Origin of the sequence: Bacteroides sp. 51 (assembly GCF_010500965.1) — a bacterium.
In the GTDB taxonomy this organism is placed as follows: domain Bacteria; phylum Bacteroidota; class Bacteroidia; order Bacteroidales; family Bacteroidaceae; genus Bacteroides.
The window spans coordinates 34,967-59,589 of the sequence record NZ_QVMI01000015.1; the positions used below are offsets into that span (position 1 = coordinate 34,967).

17 protein-coding genes are annotated in these 24,623 nt (G+C 46.6%); 10 read left to right on the forward strand and 7 right to left on the reverse strand.

What is annotated here, in order from left to right:
* The first annotated feature begins 172 nt into the window (after window positions 1-172).
* Both D0T87_RS12240 and D0T87_RS12245 read left to right on the forward strand, forming a co-directional pair.
* The gene (locus tag D0T87_RS12240) at window positions 173-1,405 is read left to right on the forward strand and encodes a sensor histidine kinase (RefSeq protein ID WP_163175421.1); all 1,233 of its coding nucleotides are present in this window, start codon (window positions 173-175) and stop codon (window positions 1,403-1,405) included.
* Window positions 1,402-2,130, forward strand: a complete 729-nt coding sequence (locus tag D0T87_RS12245; protein ID WP_163175422.1) for a LytTR family DNA-binding domain-containing protein — start codon at window positions 1,402-1,404, stop codon at window positions 2,128-2,130. The genes D0T87_RS12240 and D0T87_RS12245 overlap by 4 nt, the downstream gene beginning before the upstream one ends.
* A gap of 72 nt (window positions 2,131-2,202) precedes the next feature.
* Here the strand turns inward: D0T87_RS12245 and D0T87_RS12250 are convergent, their stop codons facing one another.
* The 3 genes from D0T87_RS12250 to D0T87_RS12260 form a co-directional block, all read right to left on the reverse strand.
* Window positions 2,203-3,384 (reverse strand): aminopeptidase C, encoded by a 1,182-nt coding sequence (locus D0T87_RS12250; RefSeq protein WP_163175423.1) that lies wholly within the window; start codon window positions 3,382-3,384, stop codon window positions 2,203-2,205.
* A gap of 167 nt (window positions 3,385-3,551) precedes the next feature.
* The gene (locus tag D0T87_RS12255) at window positions 3,552-4,754 is read right to left on the reverse strand and encodes a hypothetical protein (protein WP_163175424.1); all 1,203 of its coding nucleotides are present in this window, start codon (window positions 4,752-4,754) and stop codon (window positions 3,552-3,554) included.
* Window positions 4,754-6,070 (reverse strand): DUF4270 family protein, encoded by a 1,317-nt coding sequence (locus tag D0T87_RS12260; RefSeq protein WP_163175425.1) that lies wholly within the window; start codon window positions 6,068-6,070, stop codon window positions 4,754-4,756. Before D0T87_RS12260 ends, D0T87_RS12255 begins: the two co-directional genes overlap by 1 nt.
* Before the next feature lie 222 nt (window positions 6,071-6,292).
* Between D0T87_RS12260 and D0T87_RS12265 the strand changes: the two genes are divergently transcribed.
* The 5 genes from D0T87_RS12265 to D0T87_RS12285 all read left to right on the forward strand — a co-directional run bounded on the left by D0T87_RS12265 (window position 6,293) and on the right by D0T87_RS12285 (window position 11,768).
* Window positions 6,293-7,330 carry a kelch repeat-containing protein gene (locus tag D0T87_RS12265; RefSeq protein WP_163175426.1) on the forward strand — a complete coding sequence of 346 codons (1,038 nt, stop codon included), beginning with the start codon at window positions 6,293-6,295 and terminating at the stop codon, window positions 7,328-7,330.
* The gene (locus tag D0T87_RS12270; protein ID WP_163175427.1) at window positions 7,311-7,649 is read left to right on the forward strand and encodes a DUF4907 domain-containing protein; all 339 of its coding nucleotides are present in this window, start codon (window positions 7,311-7,313) and stop codon (window positions 7,647-7,649) included. Before D0T87_RS12265 ends, D0T87_RS12270 begins: the two co-directional genes overlap by 20 nt.
* Window positions 7,650-7,757: 108 nt before the next feature.
* Complete coding sequence (locus tag D0T87_RS12275) at window positions 7,758-9,941, forward strand: cation:proton antiporter (protein WP_163175428.1); 2,184 nt, start codon at window positions 7,758-7,760, stop codon at window positions 9,939-9,941.
* An 8-nt stretch (window positions 9,942-9,949) separates the two neighbouring features.
* Window positions 9,950-10,792 (forward strand): patatin family protein, encoded by an 843-nt coding sequence (locus D0T87_RS12280; RefSeq protein ID WP_203558679.1) that lies wholly within the window; start codon window positions 9,950-9,952, stop codon window positions 10,790-10,792.
* A 61-nt stretch (window positions 10,793-10,853) separates the two neighbouring features.
* The gene (locus tag D0T87_RS12285) at window positions 10,854-11,768 is read left to right on the forward strand and encodes a glutaminase (RefSeq protein WP_163175429.1); all 915 of its coding nucleotides are present in this window, start codon (window positions 10,854-10,856) and stop codon (window positions 11,766-11,768) included.
* Between the two features lie 471 nt (window positions 11,769-12,239).
* Here D0T87_RS12285 and D0T87_RS12290 read toward each other — a convergent pair whose 3' ends face one another.
* The 4 genes from D0T87_RS12290 to D0T87_RS12305 form a co-directional block, all read right to left on the reverse strand.
* Window positions 12,240-13,778 (reverse strand): glycoside hydrolase family 32 protein, encoded by a 1,539-nt coding sequence (locus tag D0T87_RS12290; RefSeq protein ID WP_163175430.1) that lies wholly within the window; start codon window positions 13,776-13,778, stop codon window positions 12,240-12,242.
* 50 nt (window positions 13,779-13,828) lie between these two features.
* Window positions 13,829-15,241, reverse strand: a complete 1,413-nt coding sequence (locus D0T87_RS12295; RefSeq protein WP_163175431.1) for a DUF4960 domain-containing protein — start codon at window positions 15,239-15,241, stop codon at window positions 13,829-13,831.
* 204 nt (window positions 15,242-15,445) lie between these two features.
* Window positions 15,446-17,131: a RagB/SusD family nutrient uptake outer membrane protein gene (locus D0T87_RS12300; RefSeq protein WP_163175432.1), complete on the reverse strand. Its 1,686-nt coding sequence runs from the start codon at window positions 17,129-17,131 to the stop codon at window positions 15,446-15,448.
* Between the two features lie 80 nt (window positions 17,132-17,211).
* Window positions 17,212-20,313, reverse strand: a complete 3,102-nt coding sequence (locus tag D0T87_RS12305) for a TonB-dependent receptor (RefSeq protein ID WP_163175433.1) — start codon at window positions 20,311-20,313, stop codon at window positions 17,212-17,214.
* Between the two features lie 352 nt (window positions 20,314-20,665).
* On the opposite strand from D0T87_RS12305, the gene D0T87_RS12310 reads away from it, so the two are divergent.
* From D0T87_RS12310 to D0T87_RS12320, 3 genes are all read left to right on the forward strand, one after another.
* Window positions 20,666-22,411 carry a GH32 C-terminal domain-containing protein gene (locus D0T87_RS12310; RefSeq protein ID WP_239063648.1) on the forward strand — a complete coding sequence of 582 codons (1,746 nt, stop codon included), beginning with the start codon at window positions 20,666-20,668 and terminating at the stop codon, window positions 22,409-22,411.
* A gap of 17 nt (window positions 22,412-22,428) precedes the next feature.
* Window positions 22,429-23,610: an MFS transporter gene (locus D0T87_RS12315; protein ID WP_163175435.1), complete on the forward strand. Its 1,182-nt coding sequence runs from the start codon at window positions 22,429-22,431 to the stop codon at window positions 23,608-23,610.
* 94 nt (window positions 23,611-23,704) lie between these two features.
* Window positions 23,705-24,592, forward strand: coding sequence for a carbohydrate kinase (locus tag D0T87_RS12320; RefSeq protein ID WP_163175436.1), 888 nt, complete (start codon window positions 23,705-23,707; stop codon window positions 24,590-24,592).
* The last annotated feature ends 31 nt before the right edge of the window (window positions 24,593-24,623 follow it).

Consider the following 24,623-nt stretch of genomic DNA (forward strand, 5'->3'; position numbering starts at 1 on the left):
GTCAGATATTATAAAAAGAATAAATAACCGCGCTCCCTATAACCACCTCCCATTCGTATGGATGGGAGCCATAACTCCCCGTTTAGCCGATAAAAACGAAACGTCTGTCGATTACATTTCAGATATCCGGATCTGAATTCTATTTTTGTATAGAAGATGATATCCCGAAAGAATGATCCGATTGCGTAAACCATACATATTAGAACGGTTAGTATATGTTGTTATTTGGCTGATTGTTTTTCTGTCTCCCCTGGTCATTGCCTATTGGGCAATGAATACACAAGTCGATCAAACAATTAACTGGGCAGCTATTGTCCGTGTGTGGCTCTACAGCATATTGCCCTTTTTCGTCTTGTTTTGTTTAAATAACTTTGGGTTAGCGCCATACTTCCTGCTTCGTAAAAAATATGTGCGCTATGCCATATCTGTCCTGGTGGCGCTCTCCCTCTTCATCTGGCTTGATACCGCCCTCCTCCATAGAGGTCCGATAGACGGCTTTCCTTTCGGCACACCCGAACAAATGATGGGACGGCGCGAAAGACTCCCGGGAGAACGCTCATTTACCCGTGCACCCGACTTTCAGAACCAGGATACTCTACAATACGATCAACCCAGGAGAGGAGAACTACAAGATCAACCCTCCAGAAGACCGCGCTGGTCAAGAGAAGAAGGACCGGGAGGAATGCGGCCGCAACCCTACATCGGCCTGATGTTGATGCCTGCCATATTTCGCGTATTGATTGCCACCCTGATGATTGGATTCAACATCGCAATCAAATTTCTTTTTAAATCATTGCAAGATGAAGAAGCGATGAAAGAGTTGGAACATCGCCAGTTGCAATCGGAACTGGAATACCTGAAATACCAGATCAATCCGCATTTCTTTATGAACACCCTCAACAACATTCACGCTTTGGTCGATATAAATAAAACACAAGCCAAGAAAGCAATCGTTGAATTATCTAAGATGATGCGCTACGTACTGTATGAAGCGAATAACAAAACAATCCCCCTGTCGCGCGAGGTATTATTCCTGAGCAATTACATCGAACTGATGAAGTTGCGTTATATTGAAACCGTAAACGTGAAAGTATCCTTGCCGGAAAATACTCCCGAAATCGAGATTCCGCCATTGCTCTACATATCCTTTATTGAGAACGCCTTTAAACATGGCGTTAGTTACCGGTCGGATTCGCTGATCTACGTCGCTATGCAGGTCGAAGAAGAAAGTCTGGTGTTTACATGCTCCAATTCCAATAACGGGAAAAGCGAAGAACAGCACCGCGGCATCGGACTGGATAATATACAAAAGCGCCTGAAGCTACTGTATAACGATAACTATACGCTTTCGATCAACGAAAGCCCCGAAAGCTTTAATGTCTTATTAATCATTCCACTTATATGATAAAATGTATTGCTGTTGACGATGAGCCTTTGGCCCTTAGCCAGCTAGCCGGATATATATCCCGTGTTCCTTTTCTGGAACTGGTAGCCTCGTGCCAGGATGCTTTTGAAGCAATGAAGGTCTTGTCCGAGAAAGAAGTCGACCTGATCTTTCTGGATATAAATATGCCCGATCTAAGCGGTCTTGACCTTGTCCGTTCATTGATTGTTAAGCCGCTGGTTGTTTTCACAACCGCCTATCCTCAATACGCAATTGATGGGTTTAAGTTAGACGCTGTCGATTACTTATTGAAGCCACTCGATTTCCATGATCTGCTAAAGGCGGCAGACAAAGCCCGTAAGTACATGGAACTACGGCAGGTGTCCGAAAGTGATTCCACACAGTTAAGTAATGATGGTTCACTATTTGTAAAGGCCGATTACAAGGTGGTCCGAATTAACATCTCCGAAATCAAGTACATTGAAGGGATGAGTGAGTATGTCCGTATCTTCGTTGAAGGCGAGGATAAACCTGTAATGACACTACTAAGCATGAAGAAAATAGAAGAGCGCCTGCCCGCCAGTCAATTCATGCGTGTGCATCGTTCATATATTGTTAACTTACAGAAGATTACGGAGATTTCCCGATTGCGTATCATTTTCGGGAACAATGTATATATTCCGGTGGGCGATAACTACAAAGATCGCTTCCTGGAATATATCAATAAGATGAGTGTGGGGAAGTGAAGAGTTGAAAATTGAAAGTTGAAAGTGACCATACGGATTAGTTTTTTCTCTCCGCATGGTCACTTTCAACTTTCAATTTTCAACTTTCAACTTTTCCAAAATTCTTTTTGGAATAGCATCTTTGTGTACTACAATATTAATTGTTTTGTACTCAACAAATGCTTTTGAGGCATACCAGGTTCCTTTGTATTTGTTGTTGGTTCCCCATGAGTTCTTAACCTTATAGTATTCCTTACCATTCTGGTCTTTGGCAATACCATAGATCAACATTCCGTGGTCGTCGGTTGTTTCCCAGTTATCAAAGCCGGTTTGACGCATTTCCTGGGTAACTGTTTTTTCGGGTCCCGGCTTTGATGTAGCTTCTTTGCGTTTATCATCAGCAGTCAGGCCGGTCCAGCGTGCCATATCAGAGCCGGTCAGGTCGGTACGTGCCATATCAGGGAGTACGGCGATTCCGTCGCGGGTGAATCCAACTTCACTAACATCGCTTCCCCATGCCACGGTGTAGCCCTTGTTCACTGCATTATCAATAACCGCCATAAACTCATTCAGTGGTAAGTTCCACGAATTGCCATTACGCCAGTTATCCTGAATTTCGATAGCAAACTCAGTATAGAATGGATGGTGTGTAAATGAAGTCAGAGATACATAATCATCCACATTCAGACCCAACGATTGGGTAAAAGTCTGCGGAGTGTATTCTTTTCCTTTATATGTAAACTTCTCCGGGTAAGCTCCCAGGTAAGTATCATAGATAGCACTTAATCCGTTCTTCCATACCGGACTCAGTTTCTGTAGTTTACCTTTGGCAATGGCATTTACGTAAGCTCCTGCCACAGCATCCAGTTCAGAGTGTACCGGTAGTGAATCGCCATACATAATACCCGGCATCGCCTCTTGTGGTACCAATCCGTAGTTCTTCATGCAGAAAAGTATATCATAGAAGCTACCTCCGGGAGAGAAAGAGTTGTCTCCGTGTAAACGAACGTATCTCTCGGCACGGTCTATCATGGTATGGTGAACAACAAACATCTCGGATAAATCATACTCGCCTTTTCCCTGTCGTAAGAGTTCCGACTCAACAAAGCCTAACATAGAGAAACTCCAGCAGGTGCTTGAGCGATTTTGATTCTTTACCGGAGTAATCGGATTCTCTTTCACCGTAGTAAATACAAATCCTTCTGTGTCTTTCTCTTGTGCTGAGGCACTCCAAACAAATGCACTCAAAGCAAACATTAGTACTACTTTTCTCATTCTATATATCTCTTAAAAGTTATTTTTATGCATCAAAGATACAAGAAATTCTTGAATTATATCATAGTAGTAATGCAAAGTTATCGCCCGCATGGAAACTGCCTGTCGCATCTTGCTGCCCGCACGGAAACCTGGCAGCGGCACCTTGCCGCCGCCTTGCCGCCCGTTTATTTTAGTTTGAACCTGTATGATCTTTCGCTAAAGGCGACATTCAGAAAGAGAGAGAACATCCGTTCTTTCTGTGTGCTTGCCGACACATTGAACTGATCGTTGTATTTAACTCCGAAAGATACAGTACTGCTGTTCTGCATGGTAAATGCCATACCGGCACTGACGTAAAAGTTCTGTGGCTTTTCATTCTTTATCACCACATAAGAATCGTAATACCCTGCGCCAAGCATAATTTGTTTAGGTAGCTTATATACATTACCCACCGTATAGCTTGCCCCTAGTGATATCTTATGTTGGTTATCATATCTAATGCCCGATTGTACCGACTTCATTTTGCTCCAGTCCATGTACTTATACTCCGCAGTGGCAATCCAACGTAAAGAACTGTATGCCGCCCCGAAACCATAGAAAGCCGGCAAGTATTGTTTCACCGAACGTTGTTCCTCATCTATGTATTCATTGCTTGAACTACTACTGACCGTAATGCTATTATCCTGTGCCAGGCGTTGCGAATACCCATAAACAGCCCCAAGAGTAACAGAACGATCCCTGCTTAATGAATAGTGATACTGTAATCCGAAGTCGGCATACACCGCCCGCTTTTCTGATTTCTCCTGAATGGTTGCACTTCCCTGGAGTTCTTTCTGAGTAACATCTCCGGTGATATAGGAGAGGTTCACCCCTGCCGATAAGCGCTTTGTCAACATGAAAGCATTGCTGAATGATATTTTAGATATTCCCCCTTCACCTTCAAACTGCGATGAAATGGTGCTTCCCGGACTTCCTTCGACCTCCTGATCCAGTTTGATGGAGTAGCCCACACTACTTACAGGCGATAATGATACCGCCCCATACCATTTAGGAAGTATCCTGAACCCTATTGCCGCATTACTTACATTACCCACAAACGAAGTACTTGAGGTATTGGATTGCGTGTATTCTTTAATTGCCCCCATAACCCCAACATTGAACAATATCTTCTGACTGCCGATTCCCGTTAATGAAGCCGGATTCGCTGTACTCAGGAAATTAGATGAACGGAGCGCCATACTTACCCCACCCATTCCGGCGTATAAACCACCCTCGCCGGTTGATAAGTCTCCCAGTCCAAACATCGAACTGGGTGAGTTTGTGGTATTCTGAGCATTCATCCGGCAACTAACCAGGATGATTATAGAGAGGAGAACTATTCTTTTCATTAGTTATAGGCCTTATAAAGTATTTGGATCTTAACATTATTCGTCGGATGGTCCTTGTCGCCCAGGATCAGTCCTTCTACGGTAGTGAGGAATTTGTCATCTGGTAGCATCAGCATCAGGTTCTGGCGGTATATTCCAAACGTTCCCAGATTGGTTTGCATAAAAGAAGTAATATCGAACGAGTAATATGCATCCTTATTTGTGATATCATCTTTAACCAGGCTACCATCCTGCAAAGCCTCTCCGCTGGAGTCGGTAATGACACCCTCGGTTACATCCTTTTCATTGGCAGTATATAGCGTAAGCGTCTCGGGGAGCGGAGCCTGATCGCCATACGCGTGTCGTACGGGATATAGATAAAGCACCGCGCTTTCTATTGTTACCAGTTCACCTTCTTTCAGCAAGTTATTCAGGTAGGGAAATTCTATTTTGGTATATGCTCCACTTAGCCCTTGCAAACAGCTCATATTCTCGCTTCTAGACGATAGCATGGCGTCACCTGCTCCTGCTTTTATGCCCTCAAAAGGGGTATCTGTAAAGTCCTGACTGGCCTGGTTGAACCTAAGGCTGGAATGTGGAGTAAATTTCAAGGTAAGCTCTGTTGTTGTTTCCCTGATCTGCCGGTAATACATGGTGATGCACATGCTTGAGTCGTTAACTGCAAAGCCGGTAATGCATTTATCATCTGTAGAGGGAACGATGGCAAGCCCCGGGAAATATAGCCGGAAGCGTTCCTGTGAATCGAAATGCATAGATTCTTTGACTAATAAGTCAAGGAAGTCTTTTCCGAATTCATCGGGTAGCCGTACTTCAAAGTCGTCTTTTCTTTTGGGTTTCGGTTGGAAAGAATGGGTAGCAAGTGGCGTGTCCTCGTATTTAATGGAAGATGTATTGTACAGGTATTCGTTATCGACCAATTCGACACTTTCAATAAGGCGGTGGATAGATATGTGTTGGGTGGATAGGGTATCTCCCAGGTAATCTCCTGTGGTTCTGAAAGTAACTGTGATCGAATCAAATACATAATCAATCTCACCGTTGAATGAGGTGTTTGCTACATTATATTCTGAAATGAAAGCTCCCCTGATCTTCCCGCGGTATGGGTCTGTGTAATAACCTATCTGGCAAATGGTGTCTCCGGAAGTTGATATGGAGTCGGTTCGGATGGTACTTAGGCTGACGGTGCATGTATCTGTGAGTACATTCCGGAACGAGCTGTCTACCCACTTGCCTCCCACATTTGATGATTCATCTACGCAGGAAATTACCATTGGAAAGAACAATAGAAGTAATATTCGTAAGATTTTATAGTTCATTTGGCTTGGTTTATACTATTTTGGATGGGCAAAAGAAGATGTTTCCGCTTAGGCGGACAAATAGTATCGACAAATCAGATGGTTTTACCGACATCATTTTTTTGGTAGATAAAATCAGTCTGTTTGTCGACTCTATTTCTTGTTGCTACCTTTCTCCTCTACATTTGCGCATCTATTTAAATTATTAATGCCAAGACTATGTGGAAAATAAAAGTGCTTAAAATGAATGTAATAAAGTGTTTTTTCTTACTGGGTACCTCTTTGCCATTGTTGAGCTCGTGTACGGACGATAGCGACAGCTATACTTACGGCGTCTGGAATGAACGTTCCGACTTTGACGGCAAAACCCGTAGTGGTGCTGCCTCTTTTACGATTGGTACCCAGGGTTATATCTGTGGCGGGTATACGGGAAAGAAAACTGAATATCTGAATGACCTTTGGGAATATAATACAAGTGGTAATTACTGGACGCAGCTTGCCTCCATGCCCGATGAGGCGGGTACGTGCCGTAGAGCTGCTACCGGTTTTTCAATAGGTTCAAAGGGATACATCACGACAGGATATGACTGGGTGGATATTAAATATCTGGCCGACACCTGGGAGTATGATCCGGCTGCCAATAGTTGGGCGAAAAAAGATGATTATGCCGGTGGCGCACGCCAATATGCATTGAGTTTCACCATTGGTAATTATGGCTATGTGGGTACCGGATACGATGATAACTATCTGAAAGACTTTTATCGGTTCGACCCTACAGCGGCGGCTGGTTCGCAATGGCAAAAGATAGATGGTTTCGGCGGAACTAAGCGTATGGGAGGTACGGCTTTTGTTATTAACGATGCGGCATATATTTGTACGGGTATTAATAATGGTACTTATGTGAATGATTTATGGAAGTTCGATCCGTCGGCCAGTGAGCCTTGGACATCTTTACGTAAGATCATTGACGATGATGATGATAATGATTTTGATGATGACTATACCACTATCACCCGCGCTCATGCCGTAAGTTTTGTGATTGATAATAAAGGGTATCTGGTAACCGGAGAAGCCGGCGGATATAGAACAGATTACTGGGTATATGATCCTACTACAGATCTTTGGAATAACGAAGACTTTACTCCTTTCGAAGGAAGCGGACGCTCGGGGGCTGTGGCTTTCTCTACCGGAACAAGAGGTTTCGTAACAACCGGTGCAAGCAGCAGCTACTATTTTGATGATACCTGGGAACTTTTGCCTTATGAACTCGAAGAAGAATAGAATAATTATCATCCTTTTTGTTTGTGTCATTGGGGTTGCGGTTGGCTATCAGTTCTTCATGGACAATTCGCATTCCGGCTATGTGGTTAAGGTGTTTGAAATAGACGCAAATAAATTTGGATATAAGATTATGCGCGATGAACGAACGGTTGTTATGCAGCCGTTCGTTCCCGGCATTCCCGGGAAGCGTTTCTTTGCTTCGCCTGATGATGCCCGCCGGGTGGGTGAGTTGGTATGCGAACGGCTGGAAACTGGTCAGGAGTTTTCTATTACTCCGGAAGATTTGCAGCAATTGAAGATATTGTCTTTTGCCGATTGAGAGATAATAATTGCTAAAACTGGCAGCGGCACCTTGCCGCCACCTTGCCGCAAACAAAATATTAACTAAATTTGTTTTCTGAATACTACGGTATCGAAAAATCGTGTTATGCAGAGAACAAAGAAAAACTATCTGATCTATGTCATCATGCTCATCCTGTTTGGTGGGCTCATTTATGGTGCAATAGAAGAGGGTAGTCGCTTTGATCATTATATGTCGGCTAGTGGTGCCGGTGTGCATGAGGCGGAACCTTTCGATATGTTTCTTGAGGTGGTGTCGGGCAATCTGCATCATTCGCTGGCCACTTTACTTATTCAGATTATTGTTGTACTGATTGCTGTACGCATATTTGGTTATTTGTTCCAGCGTATCGGTCAGCCGGGGGTGATTGGGGAGATCGTTGCCGGTATTGTGTTAGGCCCCTCTTTGTTGGGTAAATACTTCCCCGAAGCCTTTCTGTTTCTGTTTCCTCCCGAATCATTAACAAACCTCGAACTGATCAGTCAGATCGGGTTGGTGCTTTTCATGTTTGTTATTGGTATGGAGCTTGATTTCAGTGTGTTGAAGAACAAGATCAATGAAACACTGGTGATCAGCCATGCCGGAATACTGGTTCCTTTCTTTTTGGGTATCGTTTCTTCCTATTGGATTTACGAGGAGTACGCCTCCAGCCAGACTCATTTTCTTCCTTTTGCTTTGTTTATCGGTATCTCTATGAGTATAACGGCCTTCCCTGTGTTGGCGCGTATTATCCAGGAGCGGGATATGGCCAAGAGTCAGGTGGGGATACTTTCCATAGCCTCGGCTGCCAATGATGATGTCACGGCGTGGTGTTTGCTGGCCGTGGTTATTGCTATTGCCAAAGCGGGAACGTTTGCCAGTGCCATTTATACGATTGTACTGACAATTATTTATATTGTGATTATGTTTGCCGTGGTGCGTCCGTTCCTTAAGAAATTAGGGAAAGAGTATGCCAATCAGGAGGTGATCAATAAAAACTTTGTGGGGTTTATTCTTTTGGTATTGGTCGTTTCGTCTGTGACGACCGAAATATTAGGGATACACGCCTTGTTCGGTGCATTTATGGCCGGGGTTATAATGCCTCCCAACACGGGGTTCCGTAAGGTAATGATGGAGAAGGTGGAGGATATTGCTTTGGTTTTCTTCCTTCCACTGTTTTTTGCTTTTACGGGGTTGCGTACGGAGATCGGACTGATTAATAGTCCGCAGTTGTGGTGGTTGTGCTTGTTCCTGATTGCTGTGGCCGTTGCCGGTAAGTTGGGTGGTTGCGCTATTGCTGCCCGTTTGGTGGGCGAGAGTTGGAAAGATAGTTTGAAGATTGGTACACTGATGAATACCCGCGGACTGATGGAGCTTGTAGCCTTGAATATTGGTTATGAAATGGGTGTACTGCCTCCTTCTATCTTCGTTATATTGGTTATCATGGCGTTGGTCACTACGTTTATGACTACTCCGCTGTTGCATTTGGTCGACAGGGTTTTTGCAAGAAGAACAAGCAAAGAGTCTTTGAAGCAGAAGTTGCTTTTATTCTTCGGGCGGGCCGATTCGGGAAGTAATCTGCTCTATATCTATCATTTGCTGTTTGGCCGTCAGCTTGGAAACAGTCATGTTATTGCTGCCCACTATACATTAGGAACAGATTTGAGCCCGTTGACTGCGGAACATTATGAGCAGGAAAGTTTCAGTCTATTGAATGAAGAGGCCGGATTGCTTGGCTTACAAATAGACAGGCGGTATCAGGTGACGAATAAACTGGAACAGGAAATCGTTCAGCTTACCCGGCACGAGAACCCCAATATGCTTCTTCTGGGGGCCAGTAGCAGATATGGAGTTATGGAGAGCGCTTCGCGTGCTTCGTCGTTCTTCCATCTGCTGCGCGACAAGGTGCGTGTGGTGGTTGATCAGGTGAATTGTCCGGTGGGAGTGTTTGTAAACCGGGAGTACAGGCGGGGAAAGGTAACGTTTGTATTGGCGGGTAGCGTAGACGAGTTTATGTTGCATTACTTGCAATCTATCATTGCCAATGGTACTCCGGTTCAATTATATACCTTTGATACTCATGACGAAGGCTTCGTGGATGCAGTCGATTCGTTGGTGGCTCCGTATGCGGGTGAGGTTACTATGCGGAAGTTTATGGACCTTTCTATGTTGCTGGATGCGGATAAAGATGGGCTTCTCATCATGAGTCAGCAGATATATGCTATGTTGGCCGAGGATGAAACATTGAATCAACAACTTCCTTCGTTGCTGATCATCAGAGATAAAAAATAACGGAATACATGAAACGAATTACGATTGACGAACAAACAGGATTGGTATTGGAAGGTGGCGGTATGCGCGGGGTATTTACTTGTGGTGTACTGGATTACCTGATGGACAATAACATCCGTTTTCCTTATGCCATAGGGGTTTCGGCGGGTGCCTGTAACGGATTGTCGTATATGTCCGGCCAGCGGGGACGGGCTAAGTATAGCAATATCGACTTGTTGGAGAAGTATAATTATATCGGTTTGCGGCATTTATTCAAGAAGCGGAATATCATGGACTTCGACCTTTTGTTCCATGAGTTTCCCGAGCATATTCTGCCGTACGATTATGATGCTTATTTTGCATCGCCCCATCGCTTTGTAATGGTTACGACCAATTGTGTAACGGGCGAGGCGAATTACTTTGAAGAGAAACAGTGCAGGAAACGGGTTATTGATATCGTGAAGGCATCGAGCAGTTTGCCTTTTGTGTGTCCGGTGACTTATGTGGATGATGTGCCGATGCTGGATGGCGGTATTGCCGATTCTATCCCACTGGAGCGCGCCATGCAGGATGGCTACGCAAATAATGTCGTGGTATTGACCCGCAACCGTGGCTACCGCAAGGAGTCGAAGGATGTGAAAATCCCTTCTTTCTTATACCGGAAGTATCCTAAAATGCGCGAAGCTCTGAGCCGCCGCGGTGCTTTGTACAATGCCCAGCTCGATATGGTGGAGCGTATGGAAGACGAAGGACTGATCCGGGTTATCCGTCCCGAGAAGCCCATCGAGGTTGACCGTATGGAGAAGAACCCAACGAAGCTAACCGCTTTGTATGAAGAAGGCTATGCGTGTGCTTCTAAATCTTTTGGCTGATTGATTGTAGCTCGCATATAAAATGTATATTTGTACATTGTTGGCGACTTAAAAGAATTCTATGAACTACAATCAGATATTGGTAGAGATCTATCAGGAGATCAGTCTGTACGCCGGGGTAGGAGAACCGGCTACGTATATCCCCGAGCTTTGTAAGGTCGACCCGGACAGTTACGGCATTTGTTTGCGTACGATGCGTGGCACGGAGTATTTCATGGGCGACAGTGATGTGCGTTTCTCCATTCAGAGTATATCCAAGGTGTTTTCGATGGCTATGGGTTTTTCGTTCGAGGGCGAAAAGTTGTGGAGGCGTATCGGGGTAGAACCATCGGGTAGCGCTTTCAATTCTATTATTCAGTTGGAGATAGAGAAGGGCATTCCCCGCAATCCGCTGATTAATGCAGGTGCTTTGGTGATGACGGATGTTTTGCTTTCCCATCTCGAAAACCCGGAGGAAGAATATCTGGAGTTTGTCCGCCGGTTGTCCGGAACCACCGATATACAGTACAATGAACGTATTGCCGCCTCCGAGCGCGAGCATGGCTATCTGAATGCCGCCATAGCCAATATGTTGAAGTATTATGGCAATATAAAGAATGATATCGAACGGGTGTTGATGTTTTACTTCCGCCAGTGTTCGATTATGATGTCTTGCCGGGAACTTTCGCGGGCCTTCGTTCCCTTTGCCGATCACTCGCATGCGTTCCGTTTCGGTAACGTTTCGCTGACTTCTTCGCAGGTAAAGCGCATGAATGCCATTATGCAGACTTGCGGATTTTATGATGAGGCGGGAGAGTTCTCGTTCCTTGTGGGGCTTCCGGGAAAGAGTGGGGTAGGAGGCGGTATTGCTGCTATCTGCCCCCGGAAGTATGCCGTAGCGGTGTGGAGTCCGCGATTGAACAAGAAAGGCAATTCCGTAATGGGTATGAAAGCGCTTGAGTTGCTGACGACGAAGACGGAGGTGAGCATTTTCTGATGTGCCCATTGCTTGTTTCTACAGAAAAACTGCCTGGCTTTTTGGATAATAGTGGGGCCGATTTGATTATCCATTGTTATTAGTTTCAAATGACGGTTTCTTGGTGTTCCTGACACCCGGGTGTGAATGGTCTTGACACCCGGGTGTCAGGTGTGTTGAGACCCGGGTGTCAGAGTCGTTCACACCCGGGTGTCAGGAAGCATATGCTACTGGCATTTTAAATTTCCGGTTATGGCTTTCGGCTTTTGCTCCTGTGGTATTTAAGGAAGGGTGCGTCTTCTCTCTGTTATGCAGGCATACGATAAAGGGCTGTCCTAAAAGGTTTTTCCATTCACTGTAGGGGCGGTTCGCGAACCGCCCTATAGCGCGCAGAAAACGATTTTCCATGACTTGGGCGGTTCGCGAACCGCCCCTACGGTAAATCATTAACCTTTTGGACAGCCTCCTCTTCTCCAGAGATCAGAGAAGCACTTATCTGGAAGCGGCATCTTGCCGCAATTCCACGGTAAATGTAGCGTCTCCCTCTTCGGCAAATATGCCCCAAGGGTTTTGGTTCATCTGGTAGATGCGATTCGATAGAGCAACTTCATCATTAATGTAAGCCACGCAGACGGAGTTTTCTACCAACACTTTTATCTGGTATTCGCCATTTACGGCAGCCGGAAGTTTAGCTTCGGTCAGGGTACTGTTCACCTCTCCACCGACCACATAATCCAGTTTTACTTTGCCTGCGGCGGGGTCAATAACCAGATCGTACACATATTTGCGACTGCCTCCGGCTGCAAACTCAATGCCGAAACGTTTGGCGCTTGCTGCCTTTACGGTTGCCGAAATCTTGCTGGTGCCTTTCTCGAAACGGGGGAAAACAACCACCGCTTTCTCGTCTGTGCTCCTTAGGGAGTAGGTATTGGCGCTGACGGTGGTGTGTTTCACAATCTCGGTCTTGAGATCCACCTTATCGTTGTACTTCTGGTCGATGCTTTCGGGGATACCGAGTCCAAGTTCGCCATTACTTTTTTGGTAAAGACGGTGGACTACCAGCGCACCGGCCCAACTGTATGCATTCTTATCTTTGTGGTCATCGCGCGTGGGGCACCAGCCGAACAGATAACGGTTTGTGCCGTCCGATGCAGTTTTGGCAGCATAGTACGCATAACCATCCAGGAAGTTATCGGCAGGCACGATCCATTCACCGTAGCTGTGGTTGCTTACCGTGCGGTAAACGTAGTGTACTCCGCGACGGTCGTTCTGCTCGGAGAAGATGAGGTATTGGTAGCTGCCCATGCTGAATACGTCGGGACATTCCAGGTTCATTGTTTCTTCGCTGTCATAGAAGGGCTCTTTCCGGGTCCAGCCTCCGGTAAGGCGGTCGGATGTGTATTGCGAGAGGACGGCACGCCAGGAACCTTTATAGTCGGCGCGGGTGGTGACGAGCATCGTGTAGCTTCCGTCGGGGTTCTTTATGATGAACGGGTCGCGGAAGTCATTGCGGTCGTAGCCGTCGCCCCAGCCGTTGATGGCGTAACCCTGTTTTTCCCAGGTGTTGAGGTCGGTTGAGGTGGCGTAGAATATTTCTTCTTTGGGGTCGAGGTTGGCGTTGTGCGCCGTGTAGAAGAAATAGTAGGTATCGCCCTCCTTGAATACCGAACCGGTGCCGAGAGCATCTTCGCGACCGTTGTCTTCACCGCAAGGAATCATTTCGCCGGTGTCTTCGTAGGACACGAAGTCGGTGGTTACGGCCTTGTAGATGGGGTGGAAGGTGGCTCCGCCATCGCGTGCGTCTTGCAGGTAGAATACGTGGAACTTGCCGTTCTCGTAGAAAGGCATCGGGTCGCCTACCCATCCCTGAGCGGGTTTAAAGAAGGTAGAATAGCTCGAAAAAGAGTCGTCTACATCGTAGATAGCCGGGCCGGGGGCTGCGGTGGGGTCGTTGCTGATGTAATCGGTATCGCTGCATGCCGATAAGGCGAATGCAAGACAGATGATGATTTGGTATGTTATTGTTTTCATTGTTTTTATTGGTTTTCTGTAGGGGCGGTTCGCGAACCGCCCCTACAGTATTATTCAGCCAGGTAATTCAGAATGTTATACGTCAGCGTTTCCAGATTCCGGCGGTATTTATTTGCCGGAGAGTTCTCTTCGTTATACCAATCGTAACATTCGGCTCCCATAGTGATTACGGCACCGCGTTCGGCATTGCGTTCGTATTCGGTCATGATACATACCTCATTCATCTGATCGTCCCAATGCAGCGAAGCGAGTTGCCGACCGCCGTTGGTTGCTTCCCAGCGAGCCACGTCGCGATTGTAGACATTGCCGTCCCAATCGGCTGTGAAGTTCCAGCGGATGTTGTGGCCTTTGGCGTAACAGCCGTTGCTGATGAGGAAGAAGCGGTGAGTTTCGCCTGTGTTCCATTGGATGTTCCTGAACGCAGGGTGGGATGGGTCTTTGACGCGCATTCCCCAACCGATACCGTTATCGTCGTTTACCAGGAATGGGGTGTTGTCATATCCCCAGGCGTTGTTCCACATTTTGCCGTCTTTGGCAATGTTGAGTACGTTGCCCAGCGCCATACCGGCGGAACTGAGGTAGAGGTTGCCGCCTTGTGCCAGATAAGCATTCAAAGCATCGGTGACCTGTGCATTGACATCGGAATGCACAACCGGGTCGCCACCTTTATCGTAAGCATCATAGTGATACCAAATCACTGCATAGTCATTCAAATCTTTGCCCGCTTTAATATCGGCAAAGGAAATATATTCATTTACCGGGAAGTTGGCGGCAAACCATTCATAAGCTGTTTTATCGTCCATATTGGTGATGTCGCCTGCTGAGGCCGGAGCACCAAGGAAAGCCATCTTGCGGAAGTCTACCAGTTCCACAGATACTTCATAAGTAAATGATTCGTCCAGATAACTGATGGTATATTGAACGGGATTCGTAAAGTTGAGCACAGTTTCTGTGGGAGAAACCAGGGTAACCCCTTCGGACAACGCATAGGATGGTGCCAGTGCAGTAACATCGGTATTCAGCGGCATCTTAACGACAATCTTTCGTTCGGCGTTATCTACAGAACCATTATATATGCCAACGGTGAACTGATTGAAGTTCGTTACATCGGCTACATGTTTGCTGATAATCTTATAGTCATGGTACACATTGCCGTTGATCAGCGTATAGGTTACCACACCCGAGAAGTCAATCGGTCCGTTCGGGTTTGCGGGGGTTTTGATGCTTGCTCCTTCGGATAAGGTAAAAGACGGAGTGACTTTGGTGAGGTCCGTTCCGGTTTTGTACACCAGGTTAATGAGGGAACTTTCCTCGTCGAGGGTTTCCAACTTTGCTCCGGCGGTGAAGGTGAGGAGCTTTACTTCGCCCTGGTTTTGGATTCCGTTGTAATTATCGTCGTCGCATGAGGCCAAAGTGAGGGCCAATGCAAGACAGAAAATGATTGGGTATATTATTGTTTTCATATATATTGTTTATTGTATGGGTTGTTTAAATGGTTCTTCCACCACCTCCCCCCCTTCGGGGTACTCCTCCTCGAAAAGGAGGAGAGTTTGGCTGCGCAGCCGCCGGCGAGGCGCCGGAGCCAGATTCACGCTGTCCACCCGCATGGAAACCTGGCTGCCCCGGCTCGTGGCCCGCATGGAAACCTGGCACCGGCACCTTGCCGGTTACCAGCCGGGGTTTTGTTGGTAGATGCCATTGGTGAAGCTGATTTGTTGTTGCGGAATAGGAATATATTCATCCTGGTTCTTATCGAACTTGCCGCTGCCGAGGAAACTGCGGCGAGCGGATTCCGTGCGGAAGAAAGCATTCATTGTTTCCGTTACCACACCCCAGCGTACGAGGTCGAAGAAGCGGCTACCCTCCATAGCAAATTCCAGGCGGCGTTCCCAGCGGAGTGCCTGACGTGCAAAGTCATTGCTCCACGTACAGTTTACGCCATCTTTATACAGATCGACCTGTAGGTTCTTTGCGTAAGGAATAAACACCGTACTGTTCTGCGCCCTTTCGCGAATCAGGTTGATGAGGGATAACGCTTCGCTTTCGCGGTTCAGTTCGATAAGTGCTTCCGCCCGCATCAAAACCACATCGGCATAGCGGATAACGATTCTGTTTTTGGAGTTGCCATAGAAAGGCGATACATTCTTGAAACAATCGCATGACGGGTCAACGTTCTCTTTCAGTGAAGCATAAATGCCATACGTATTCGGGTTGCGGTTCCAGTTCTCTTCGTAAACGAGCTCTTCGTTATATTTATAAGGTACACCAGGCAGCGCCACGGTGTGATACAGACGAGGATCAGCTTTATCTACGCCAATCTGGTAGTTGCTGTTATCATACCCATCGAAGTTGGGCAACCCGCCAACGGTTTTATATGCATTCACCAGGTTTTGGCTAGGCTTGTGGAAGTCGCAACATCCCACGCCCATAGGCACAGAAAGTACATCCCCCCAGTTGAGGCGACCGAACATCGTTCCATCGTCAATGGAATACTGAATGGCGAACAAGGACTCCCGGCCATTCTGATAAGCACCCGGCAGGAAGTTACAAGCCATGTCCGACTCCAAACCATAGGAAGAATTCATGGCGATCTGAGTATACGCCAACACCTGCGTCAGATCATCGGCATTGATGGCGGTCAGCTCATTCTTTTTCGGATCATCCTGACGGTACGCCTTATATAAGTACGCTTTGGCCAGATATGCCGCCGCTGCAATTTTGTTGGCACGTCCCACCTGACTTTGCGTGGTGGGCAACAGATCATACGCTTTCTTAAAATCGGCACAGATCAACGCCCATTGCTCATCCGTAGTCAGCGTGTTGGGCACCTTGTCGTACTCTTCGATAGGCATATCCTCATCCACAAAAGGAATACGTCCGAATACGATTTTCAGCATGAAGTAAAAGTGACCACGCAGGAAATACATCTCGCCCATGCGCGTATCCTTAAGGTTGTACGTGGCGGGATCAACATTCTTTAGTACAGCCAGTGCTGAGTTCGTGCGCGAGATGGCCTGGTACATGAAGAACCAAAGACCATCGGCTTCGCCAAAGTCCGTTTTAATATTCTCCGATATCTCATAGAAATGGAAGTTCACGATGTCATTCTCATCATTCCCACCTTTGTATGCATCGTCCGAGCGTACCGTTCCGTAAGGCCACAGACTGAATGGCTTGTCGTAATGATCGTTACCGAGTGATGAATAAGCGGCCGTAACCAAACCATCAATAGATGCAGGGGCTTTGGCTTGTTCTTCGCTGAGGATGCCCTGCGCGTCTTCGTCCAGGAAGTCGCAGCTATGCAGGCATAGTGCTGAAAGGGTGATGAATGTGGTATATATAATCTTTTTCATGATGTTTTTTTAGTTATTTAAGTGAAACTGCTTGGAAACCGCAGGAAACCTGGGTGCAGCGCCTCGCTGCCGCCTCGCTGCTAGAATGAAACGTTAAGTCCGAAGGTTACAGTTAGTGGGATAGGGTAGCCCCATGCTGGGTTCTCAGGATCTACGCCCGTGAATCCGCCGCTCTTTATGGTGAACAGGTTTTGCGCGCTGGCATAGACGCGGAGCCTGCTCAACCGGATCTTGCTGATCACACTGCGCGGAACGTTATATCCCAACTGGATGTTGCGCAGCTTCAGGTACGAACCATTTTCCACGAAATAAGTAGAAAAGCGCGATTCATTAGCGCTGTCCGTATAGCTCAGTGCCGGGATGTTTGAATCGGGATTCGTAATCGGGTCATAAGCACTCAACAGGCGGCGGCCTTTATTGGAATACGTGTCCGAAACACTCCAGAAATCCGTAGTGTACTTCACCGTATTAATCACATCTACGTTCTGGATACCTTGCAGGTAAACCGTGAGGTCAAAGTTCTTATACGCCAGGTTGATGTTCAAACCATAAGAGAAATCAGGGTACGGATCGCCAATCCACGTACGGTCGCCGTCGTCAATCTTACCATCATTGTTGATATCCGCGTAGCGGATGCGGCCCAACGCCTTGCCGTCCTGCTGCACATGCTGGTCAAGCTCCTGCTGTGACTTGAAAATACCATCGGCCACGTAGCCATAGAAAGAATTCAGCGGACGTCCCAGAATGTTATCGTACGTACCATTACCACCGTAGGAGTTCTTCACCGACTCCGGCAAATAAGTTACCTTATTCTTGTTCGTCGAGATATTCGCTGTTACGTCATACTCCAATCCGAAGCCCGTGCGGTTGCGATAGCCCAGCGTAAACTCAAATCCCTTGTTTTCCATGCTCGCACCGTTGTAATACTTATTCCCCCCTTCGCCAATGATGGCCGCATAGCCGGGCGAATAAAGAATATCTTCCGTTTTCTTGATGTAATACTCCGCCGAACCGTAAAGCGACTGTCCCCAGAATCCGAAGTCCAGACCGATATTGGTTTGCGTAGTTGTTTCCCATTTCAGGTCAGGGTTCTGGAGTTGCGCACGTTTAATGCCCGAAGCCAGCAAGCCGCTGCCCGTGCCGTTAAAATCATAAGCCGTGCCCCATACCGCATTCCAGGTGGGATCACCTTTACCGTAATCCGTCGTGTAAATATCATAGATAGCCGTGTTGTTCATCTCCTGGTTACCGGTTTGTCCCCAGCCGAAGCGCAGCTTCAAATCCGACAACCAATCCGTAGTACCCTCCATGAATGCTTCTTGATTGATCTTCCAACCGGCATTGAACGCCGGGAACATCCCCCAACGGTTATTCTTACCGAAACGTGAAGAACCATCGCGACGCAATGTAGCCGACAACAAATAACGGTCATCATATGCATAGTTCACTTTGCCGAAGAAAGACATCAAAGAATAAGCCGTCGAGCTACCCCCACCGTTGCTTGTACCCGTGCCCAGGTCGGGCCACATATATTCGGGTGTCTCCAATAGATACCCTTCGCGCGAAGCGTTGAAGTTAATATCCTCCTGGCGGAACATTTCCATACCCGCCATGGTTTCGAAGCGGTGTTTCCCGATCTGAAAGTCATACGTAGCCACGTTCGTCCACGTCCATTTCAGCCAATGCGCCTGCTCAATGTACGACATGGTGCGGTCGCTTTCCAGATAACCACTGGTATAGCTGTACGTTAGCGAACGTTTGTAGAAGTTGCCATAGTCCAGACCGAAACTGGAACGGATATTCAGCCCTTTCAATGGTTGGATGTTCAGGAAAGCATTACCGAACATGCGCCAGTAGCGGTAGCGGTTGTCTTTATTATCCTCAATCAGTCGGGCCGGGTTCTGACGGTCGGGCAATCCCGTAATCGGGCCACCCCATCCTTTACCATCTACTGTATGTACCGGAATAAACGGAACAGCAATCAGCGCCGCTTCCACAATCTGATAAGGCTGTGTTACCTCCGACGTGTAGTTCACGGTGAAATTCTCGCCAATCGTAATTATATCGTCCCAAATCTTATAATCGCTGTTGATACGGGCAGAGATGCGCGAGAAATCGGTGTTCTTCACCAGCCCCTCATTATCATAATACCCCAGAGAGAAGTAATAATTCCCCTTCTCCGTACCGTTGCTCACGGAAAGATTGTAAGATTGTGCCAGCCCACCCCGGGTTACCTCATCGAACCAATCTGTGTTGGCCGGCTTCATCGTTTTGGCTGCATCCAGGTATTCCGGAAAATACAGGTTATTCAATGTATACGCCCCATTGGCGCCCTGGTCGTAATCATAACGAATGCCCAGACTATTGGCATTCGGGTCTTTACCCGAATTTACCGACGCCTTCCAAAACGCCTGCGCATATTCTTTGGAACTAAGTACATCAATCTTATTATGATACATGCTCATCGTAGCATAAGCATCGAAGTTTACCTTTACCTCGCCCTTTTTTCCTTTTTTGGTGGTAACGATAATCACCCCGTTTGCCGCACGCGAACCATAAATACTGGCAGCCGAAGCATCACGAAGCACCTGGATACTTTCAATATCATTCGAGTTCATCTCGTGCATGCCCGCCATAGTCGGTACACCATCTATAATATATAAAGGATCGTTGTTGTTCAGCGTACCGATACCACGGATGCGGATCGTAGCTTGTCCGCCCGGACTACCGTCCGAAGTCACCTGCATACCGGCCACCCGGCCTTGCAAGGCTTTCATCGGATTGTTTTCCGCAGCCGACATCATATCGTCTACTTTCACCACGGAGACAGCACCGGTCAGGTCGGCCTTGCGTTCCGTACGGTAGCCCACGGCCACCACTTCGTCCAATACAAGCGATGATTCTTTAAGCACCACATTGATCACCGTCCGACCGTTAACAGGAACCTCCTGCGTATCATATCCGATAAATGAAAAAACAAGGGTGGCGTTCGGGGAAACAGACAAGACATAATTCCCGTCCAGATCAGTAATCGTTCCGGTAGTCTGGCCTTTTACACTGATGTTGGCGCCGATCACACCGTCCGATTCTGTATTCGATTTAACACTTCCCCTTACTGTAATATCCTGTGCGTACATCTGTCCGCAGAAGAATAGAAGGAGTAGAAAAGTAAATTTTCTCATTTTACATAATAGATTTAAAACGTTAACTGAATAAGTTAGTCTCACAAGAATGCTTTCCGGGCTTCTTTGATCTCTGCATGCAAAGTAAATGCGAAACGCAGGGCGAGGCTGTAACTTATGTTTCAATGAATGCCATAAATGTTGCGTCCGAAAATTATAAAAATATCGTGTAACATCCATTATAGTTATTGAAACATTTGTTATATCTTGCATCTGCAATCTTTGGTTACTTTGCCGTACAGCTTTCCGGCGAACTTATTTATGGAATTTAATACCCACTAAAAACATGAATTATTTAAAGAACCTTCGTGACTTGTTCACACGCATAGTAACCCTGGCTTTTATCGGGGCGATGGGAATATTCTTCTCATGCAAAGCTGCCAATCCCCCTTATACGGTAAAGCATCTGGGCGACGGACAAAGCATCGTTCAGGTAGACCAGCCAAAGAAATATATGTTATTGCCCATCGAAGAAACATCCGGAGAATCCCGGCTCTTCGTCATCGTCGATAACGATGTGGTACAAACCCTGCACGTGCGACTGGCCGTAACCAAGACCGATTATTATGTACCCCTCGACCTGTCGGCCTACAGCGACAAACACGTGGCACTGAACTTTCATCACATTGCCGATGATGCCCTGTGCTGGACGGAACTGAAACTATCCGATGAATTTGATACCTCAAACCGCGAAACCTTCCGCCCCGCTTATCACTTCTCGCCCCTTTACGGCTGGATGAACGATCCCAACGGAATGGTATATAAAGATGGTGAATATCACCTCTTCTATCAGCACAACCCTTATGGCTCCATGTGGGGAAATATGCACTGGGGGCACGCTATCAGTCGCGACCTTATCAACTGGGAACACCTCCCTGTCGCAATCGCCCCCGACGGACTGGGTACCATATTCAGCGGAAGCGCCGTAGTCGATAAAGACAATACCTCCGGTTTCGGTGCCGGTGCCATTGTAGCTTTCTATACTTCCGCAGGAGAACGTCAGACCCAAAGCTTGGCATACAGTCTCGATAATGGCCGTACATTTAAAAAGTACGAACGCAACCCGATACTCACCTCAACCGTACGCGACTTCCGCGACCCCAAAGTATTCTGGCACGAACAAACCGGAAAATGGATACTCATCCTTGCTGCCGGACAGGAAATGCAGATCTATTCCTCTGCCAATCTCAAAGACTGGACCATGGAAAGCCGTTTCGGCGAAGGACATGGCGCACATGGTGGCGTATGGGAATGCCCCGACCTGATTGAACTCCCCATCGAAGGGACTGAACTCAAGAAATGGGTGCTCATCTGCAACCTCAACCCCGGCGGTCCATTTGGCGGTTCAGCCACCCAATACTTCGTAGGTACATTTGATGGTAAGACTTTCGTGAACGAGTCACCGACCGCAACAAAATGGATGGACTGGGGCAGGGATCATTATGCTACGGTGACCTGGAGCAATGCACCTGATAATCGCAGTATTGCCATTGCCTGGATGAGCAATTGGGACTATGCCAATGATGTGCCGACCCAGCAATTTCGTGCCGCCAATTCCATTCCCCGCGATTTAAGCCTCTATACCTATAATGGTGAAACATACCTCAAAAGCTCCCCTTCTCCCGAAATGCTTGCACTCCGTGGCAAAGCCCAGAAGAAAGGCTCATTCAAAGTAGACCGCACCTACAATTTAGATAAGGTATTAGCCGACAATACAGGTACATATGAAATTGAAATGGAAATCACCAACCGCGATGCTGAAATCATCGGCTTCCAGCTTTTCAATACCAAAGGCGAAGAAATAGATTGCTACTACAATCTGGCAGAAGGCAAGTTCTTCATGGACAGAACCAAGAGTGGAATCGTATCATTCAGCGATAAATTCCCTTCCATCACTGCTGCCCCTATTGAAAAAGGCAAGAACTTTAAACTCCGCTTATTTATAGATAAAGCAAGCGTTGAGGCGTTCGGCGAGGACGGACGTTTTGCAATGACCAATCTTGTTTTTCCAACGGAACCGTATAATCGGATTAGTTTCTATGCGAAAGGCGGAACGTATAATGTGACCTCATTAGTTGTGTATAGTCTGATACAATAAAAACCATTATTACTCTTATGAACTCATCATATAAAACAAACTCATCCCCCTCGGCGGGGAATGGGATAAAACTTCTCGTCCCAATTATGCTGGCATTCTTTGCCATGGGATTTGTTGATCTGGTTGGCCCGGCTACCAGTTATGTAAAAGACGATCTGTCTCTATCCGATACGATGGCGAATATCTTCCCATCCATGGTATTCTTCTGGTTCCTGATCTTCTCCGTACCAACGGGAATGCTGATGAATCGCATCGGACGCCGGAAAACAGTACTGCTTAGTCTTTTGATTACAGTTCTTTCGCTGTTATTGCCTATACTGAGCTATTCTTTCACAAGCATGCTCATTTCTTTCTCCCTATTAGGCATTGGAAATACACTTATGCAAGTATCGCTCAACCCCTTACTCTCCAATGTGGTAAGAGGAGAACGCCTGGCCAGCGCCATGACCTTCGGGCAATTTGTAAAAGCCATTGCCTCATTTAGTGCCCCGTTAATTGCCCGCTATGGTGCTTTACAGTTTGAAAACTGGCGACTGCTATTCCCTATATTTATGGTCATCGCCGTTATAGCCATCATCTGCCTGGGTTTAACCTCCATCAATGAAGGCGAGGAGAAAGGGCGCACTTCTACCTTTACAGAATGTTTCTCCCTATTAGGTAATAAACTCGTTCTGCTCTCCTTCTTTGGTATCATGTGCCATGTGGGAATTGATGTCGGAACCAATGTCACTGCCCCCAAACTATTGGTAGAGCAAGCCGGACTGTCAGTTCACGATTCCATGTATGGCAATAGCGTATACTTCTTTTTCCGTTTGGCAGGTTGCCTTCTGGGTACATTTGTGCTTGCTAAATTCTCTTCTAAAAAGTTCTTTGCCCTAAGTGCAATCCTGATGCTATTAGGCATGGGTGGGCTTTTCTTCATCAAGTCGGCTTTAATGATTTACGTTTGTTTGGCATTGATCGGTTTCGGTAACTCCAATATTTTTCCTATTATTGTATCGCAAGCCATGCTTCAGATGCCGGATAAGAAAAATGAGATCTCCGGTTTAATGATTATGGGATTGTTTGGCGGAACCATCTTCCCGCTTATTATGGGTATTTCGTCAGATGCGATGAATACACAACTAGGAGCAGTAGCGGTGATGCTGGTAGGTGTTTTATATCTATTGTTCTTTACTGGAAAGATTGCAAAGAAGTAATTAGAAGCTAGAATCTAGTAGCTAGGTTATGTATAAAACCTTACTTCTAACTACTAGCTTCTAACTTCTAACCAACTACTGAATACTTAAAATTATGAATAAAATAATAGTAGGAATGGGCGAAGCATTATGGGATATGCTGCCCGAAGGGAAAAAAATAGGAGGGGCTCCGGCCAACTTCGCATATCATGTATCACAATTCGGTTTTGATAGCTGTGTGGTAAGTGCTATTGGCAATGACGAACTGGGCGATGAGATCCTGGAAGTCTTTAAAGAAAAGAATCTGAATCACCAGATTGAAAAAGTGAACTACCCAACCGGAACCGTACAGGTAACCCTTGATAATGAAGGAATACCCTGTTACGAAATCAAGGAAAATGTAGCCTGGGACAACATCCCTTTCACCGATGAACTGAAACGGTTGGCACTAAGTACCCGTGCCGTTTGCTTCGGATCATTGGCACAGCGAAATGAAGTCAGCCGCAAAACAATCAACCAATTTCTGGATACTATGCCCGACCTGGAGGGGCAACTGAAAATTTTCGATATCAACCTCCGACAGCATTTTTATACCAAAGAAGTGCTGAAAGAATCTTTTGAGAAGTGTAACGTCCTAAAGATAAATGATGAAGAATTGGTCGTGATCAGTCGTATGTTTGGTTATCCGGGAATTGATCTGCAAGATAAATGCTGGATACTTCTGGCTAAGTATAATTTGAAGATGTTGATCCTGACTTGCGGCACCAATGGAAGTTATGTTTTCACTCCCGGAGTCGTCTCTTTTCAGGAAACACCAAAAGTCCCTGTTGCCGATACAGTCGGAGCGGGAGATTCATTCACTGCTGCGTTTTGTGCTTCTGTCCTGACTGGAAAAACAATTCAGGAAGCGCACAAATTAGCTGTCGAGGTATCGGCGTATGTTTGTACACAGAGTGGGGCGATGCCTATTCTTCCGGAAGTTCTTCGGAATAGAATTGGTTGATGATAAAAGTAAACAAATTGAGTTGATGGGT

Excerpts from the sequence above, each read along its gene's own strand:
- D0T87_RS12270 (WP_163175427.1), top strand. The coding sequence starts at position 7,311 with ATGAACTCGAAGAAGAATAGAATAATTATCATCCTTTTTGTTTGTGTC.
- D0T87_RS12300 (WP_163175432.1), bottom strand. The coding sequence starts at position 17,131 with ATGAAAAAGATTATATATACCACATTCATCACCCTTTCAGCACTATGC.
- D0T87_RS12260 (WP_163175425.1), bottom strand. The coding sequence starts at position 6,070 with ATGAACTATAAAATCTTACGAATATTACTTCTATTGTTCTTTCCAATG.
- D0T87_RS12310 (WP_239063648.1), top strand. The coding sequence starts at position 20,666 with ATGGGAATATTCTTCTCATGCAAAGCTGCCAATCCCCCTTATACGGTA.
- D0T87_RS12290 (WP_163175430.1), bottom strand. The coding sequence starts at position 13,778 with ATGAAAACAATAACATACCAAATCATCATCTGTCTTGCATTCGCCTTA.
- D0T87_RS12265 (WP_163175426.1), top strand. The coding sequence starts at position 6,293 with ATGAATGTAATAAAGTGTTTTTTCTTACTGGGTACCTCTTTGCCATTG.
- D0T87_RS12250 (WP_163175423.1), bottom strand. The coding sequence starts at position 3,384 with ATGAGAAAAGTAGTACTAATGTTTGCTTTGAGTGCATTTGTTTGGAGT.
- D0T87_RS12285 (WP_163175429.1), top strand. The coding sequence starts at position 10,854 with ATGAACTACAATCAGATATTGGTAGAGATCTATCAGGAGATCAGTCTG.
- D0T87_RS12320 (WP_163175436.1), top strand. The coding sequence starts at position 23,705 with ATGAATAAAATAATAGTAGGAATGGGCGAAGCATTATGGGATATGCTG.
- D0T87_RS12255 (WP_163175424.1), bottom strand. The coding sequence starts at position 4,754 with ATGAAAAGAATAGTTCTCCTCTCTATAATCATCCTGGTTAGTTGCCGG.
- D0T87_RS12295 (WP_163175431.1), bottom strand. The coding sequence starts at position 15,241 with ATGAAAACAATAATATACCCAATCATTTTCTGTCTTGCATTGGCCCTC.
- D0T87_RS12275 (WP_163175428.1), top strand. The coding sequence starts at position 7,758 with ATGCAGAGAACAAAGAAAAACTATCTGATCTATGTCATCATGCTCATC.
- D0T87_RS12240 (WP_163175421.1), top strand. The coding sequence starts at position 173 with ATGATCCGATTGCGTAAACCATACATATTAGAACGGTTAGTATATGTT.
- D0T87_RS12280 (WP_203558679.1), top strand. The coding sequence starts at position 9,950 with ATGAAACGAATTACGATTGACGAACAAACAGGATTGGTATTGGAAGGT.
- D0T87_RS12305 (WP_163175433.1), bottom strand. The coding sequence starts at position 20,313 with ATGAGAAAATTTACTTTTCTACTCCTTCTATTCTTCTGCGGACAGATG.
- D0T87_RS12315 (WP_163175435.1), top strand. The coding sequence starts at position 22,429 with ATGAACTCATCATATAAAACAAACTCATCCCCCTCGGCGGGGAATGGG.
- D0T87_RS12245 (WP_163175422.1), top strand. The coding sequence starts at position 1,402 with ATGATAAAATGTATTGCTGTTGACGATGAGCCTTTGGCCCTTAGCCAG.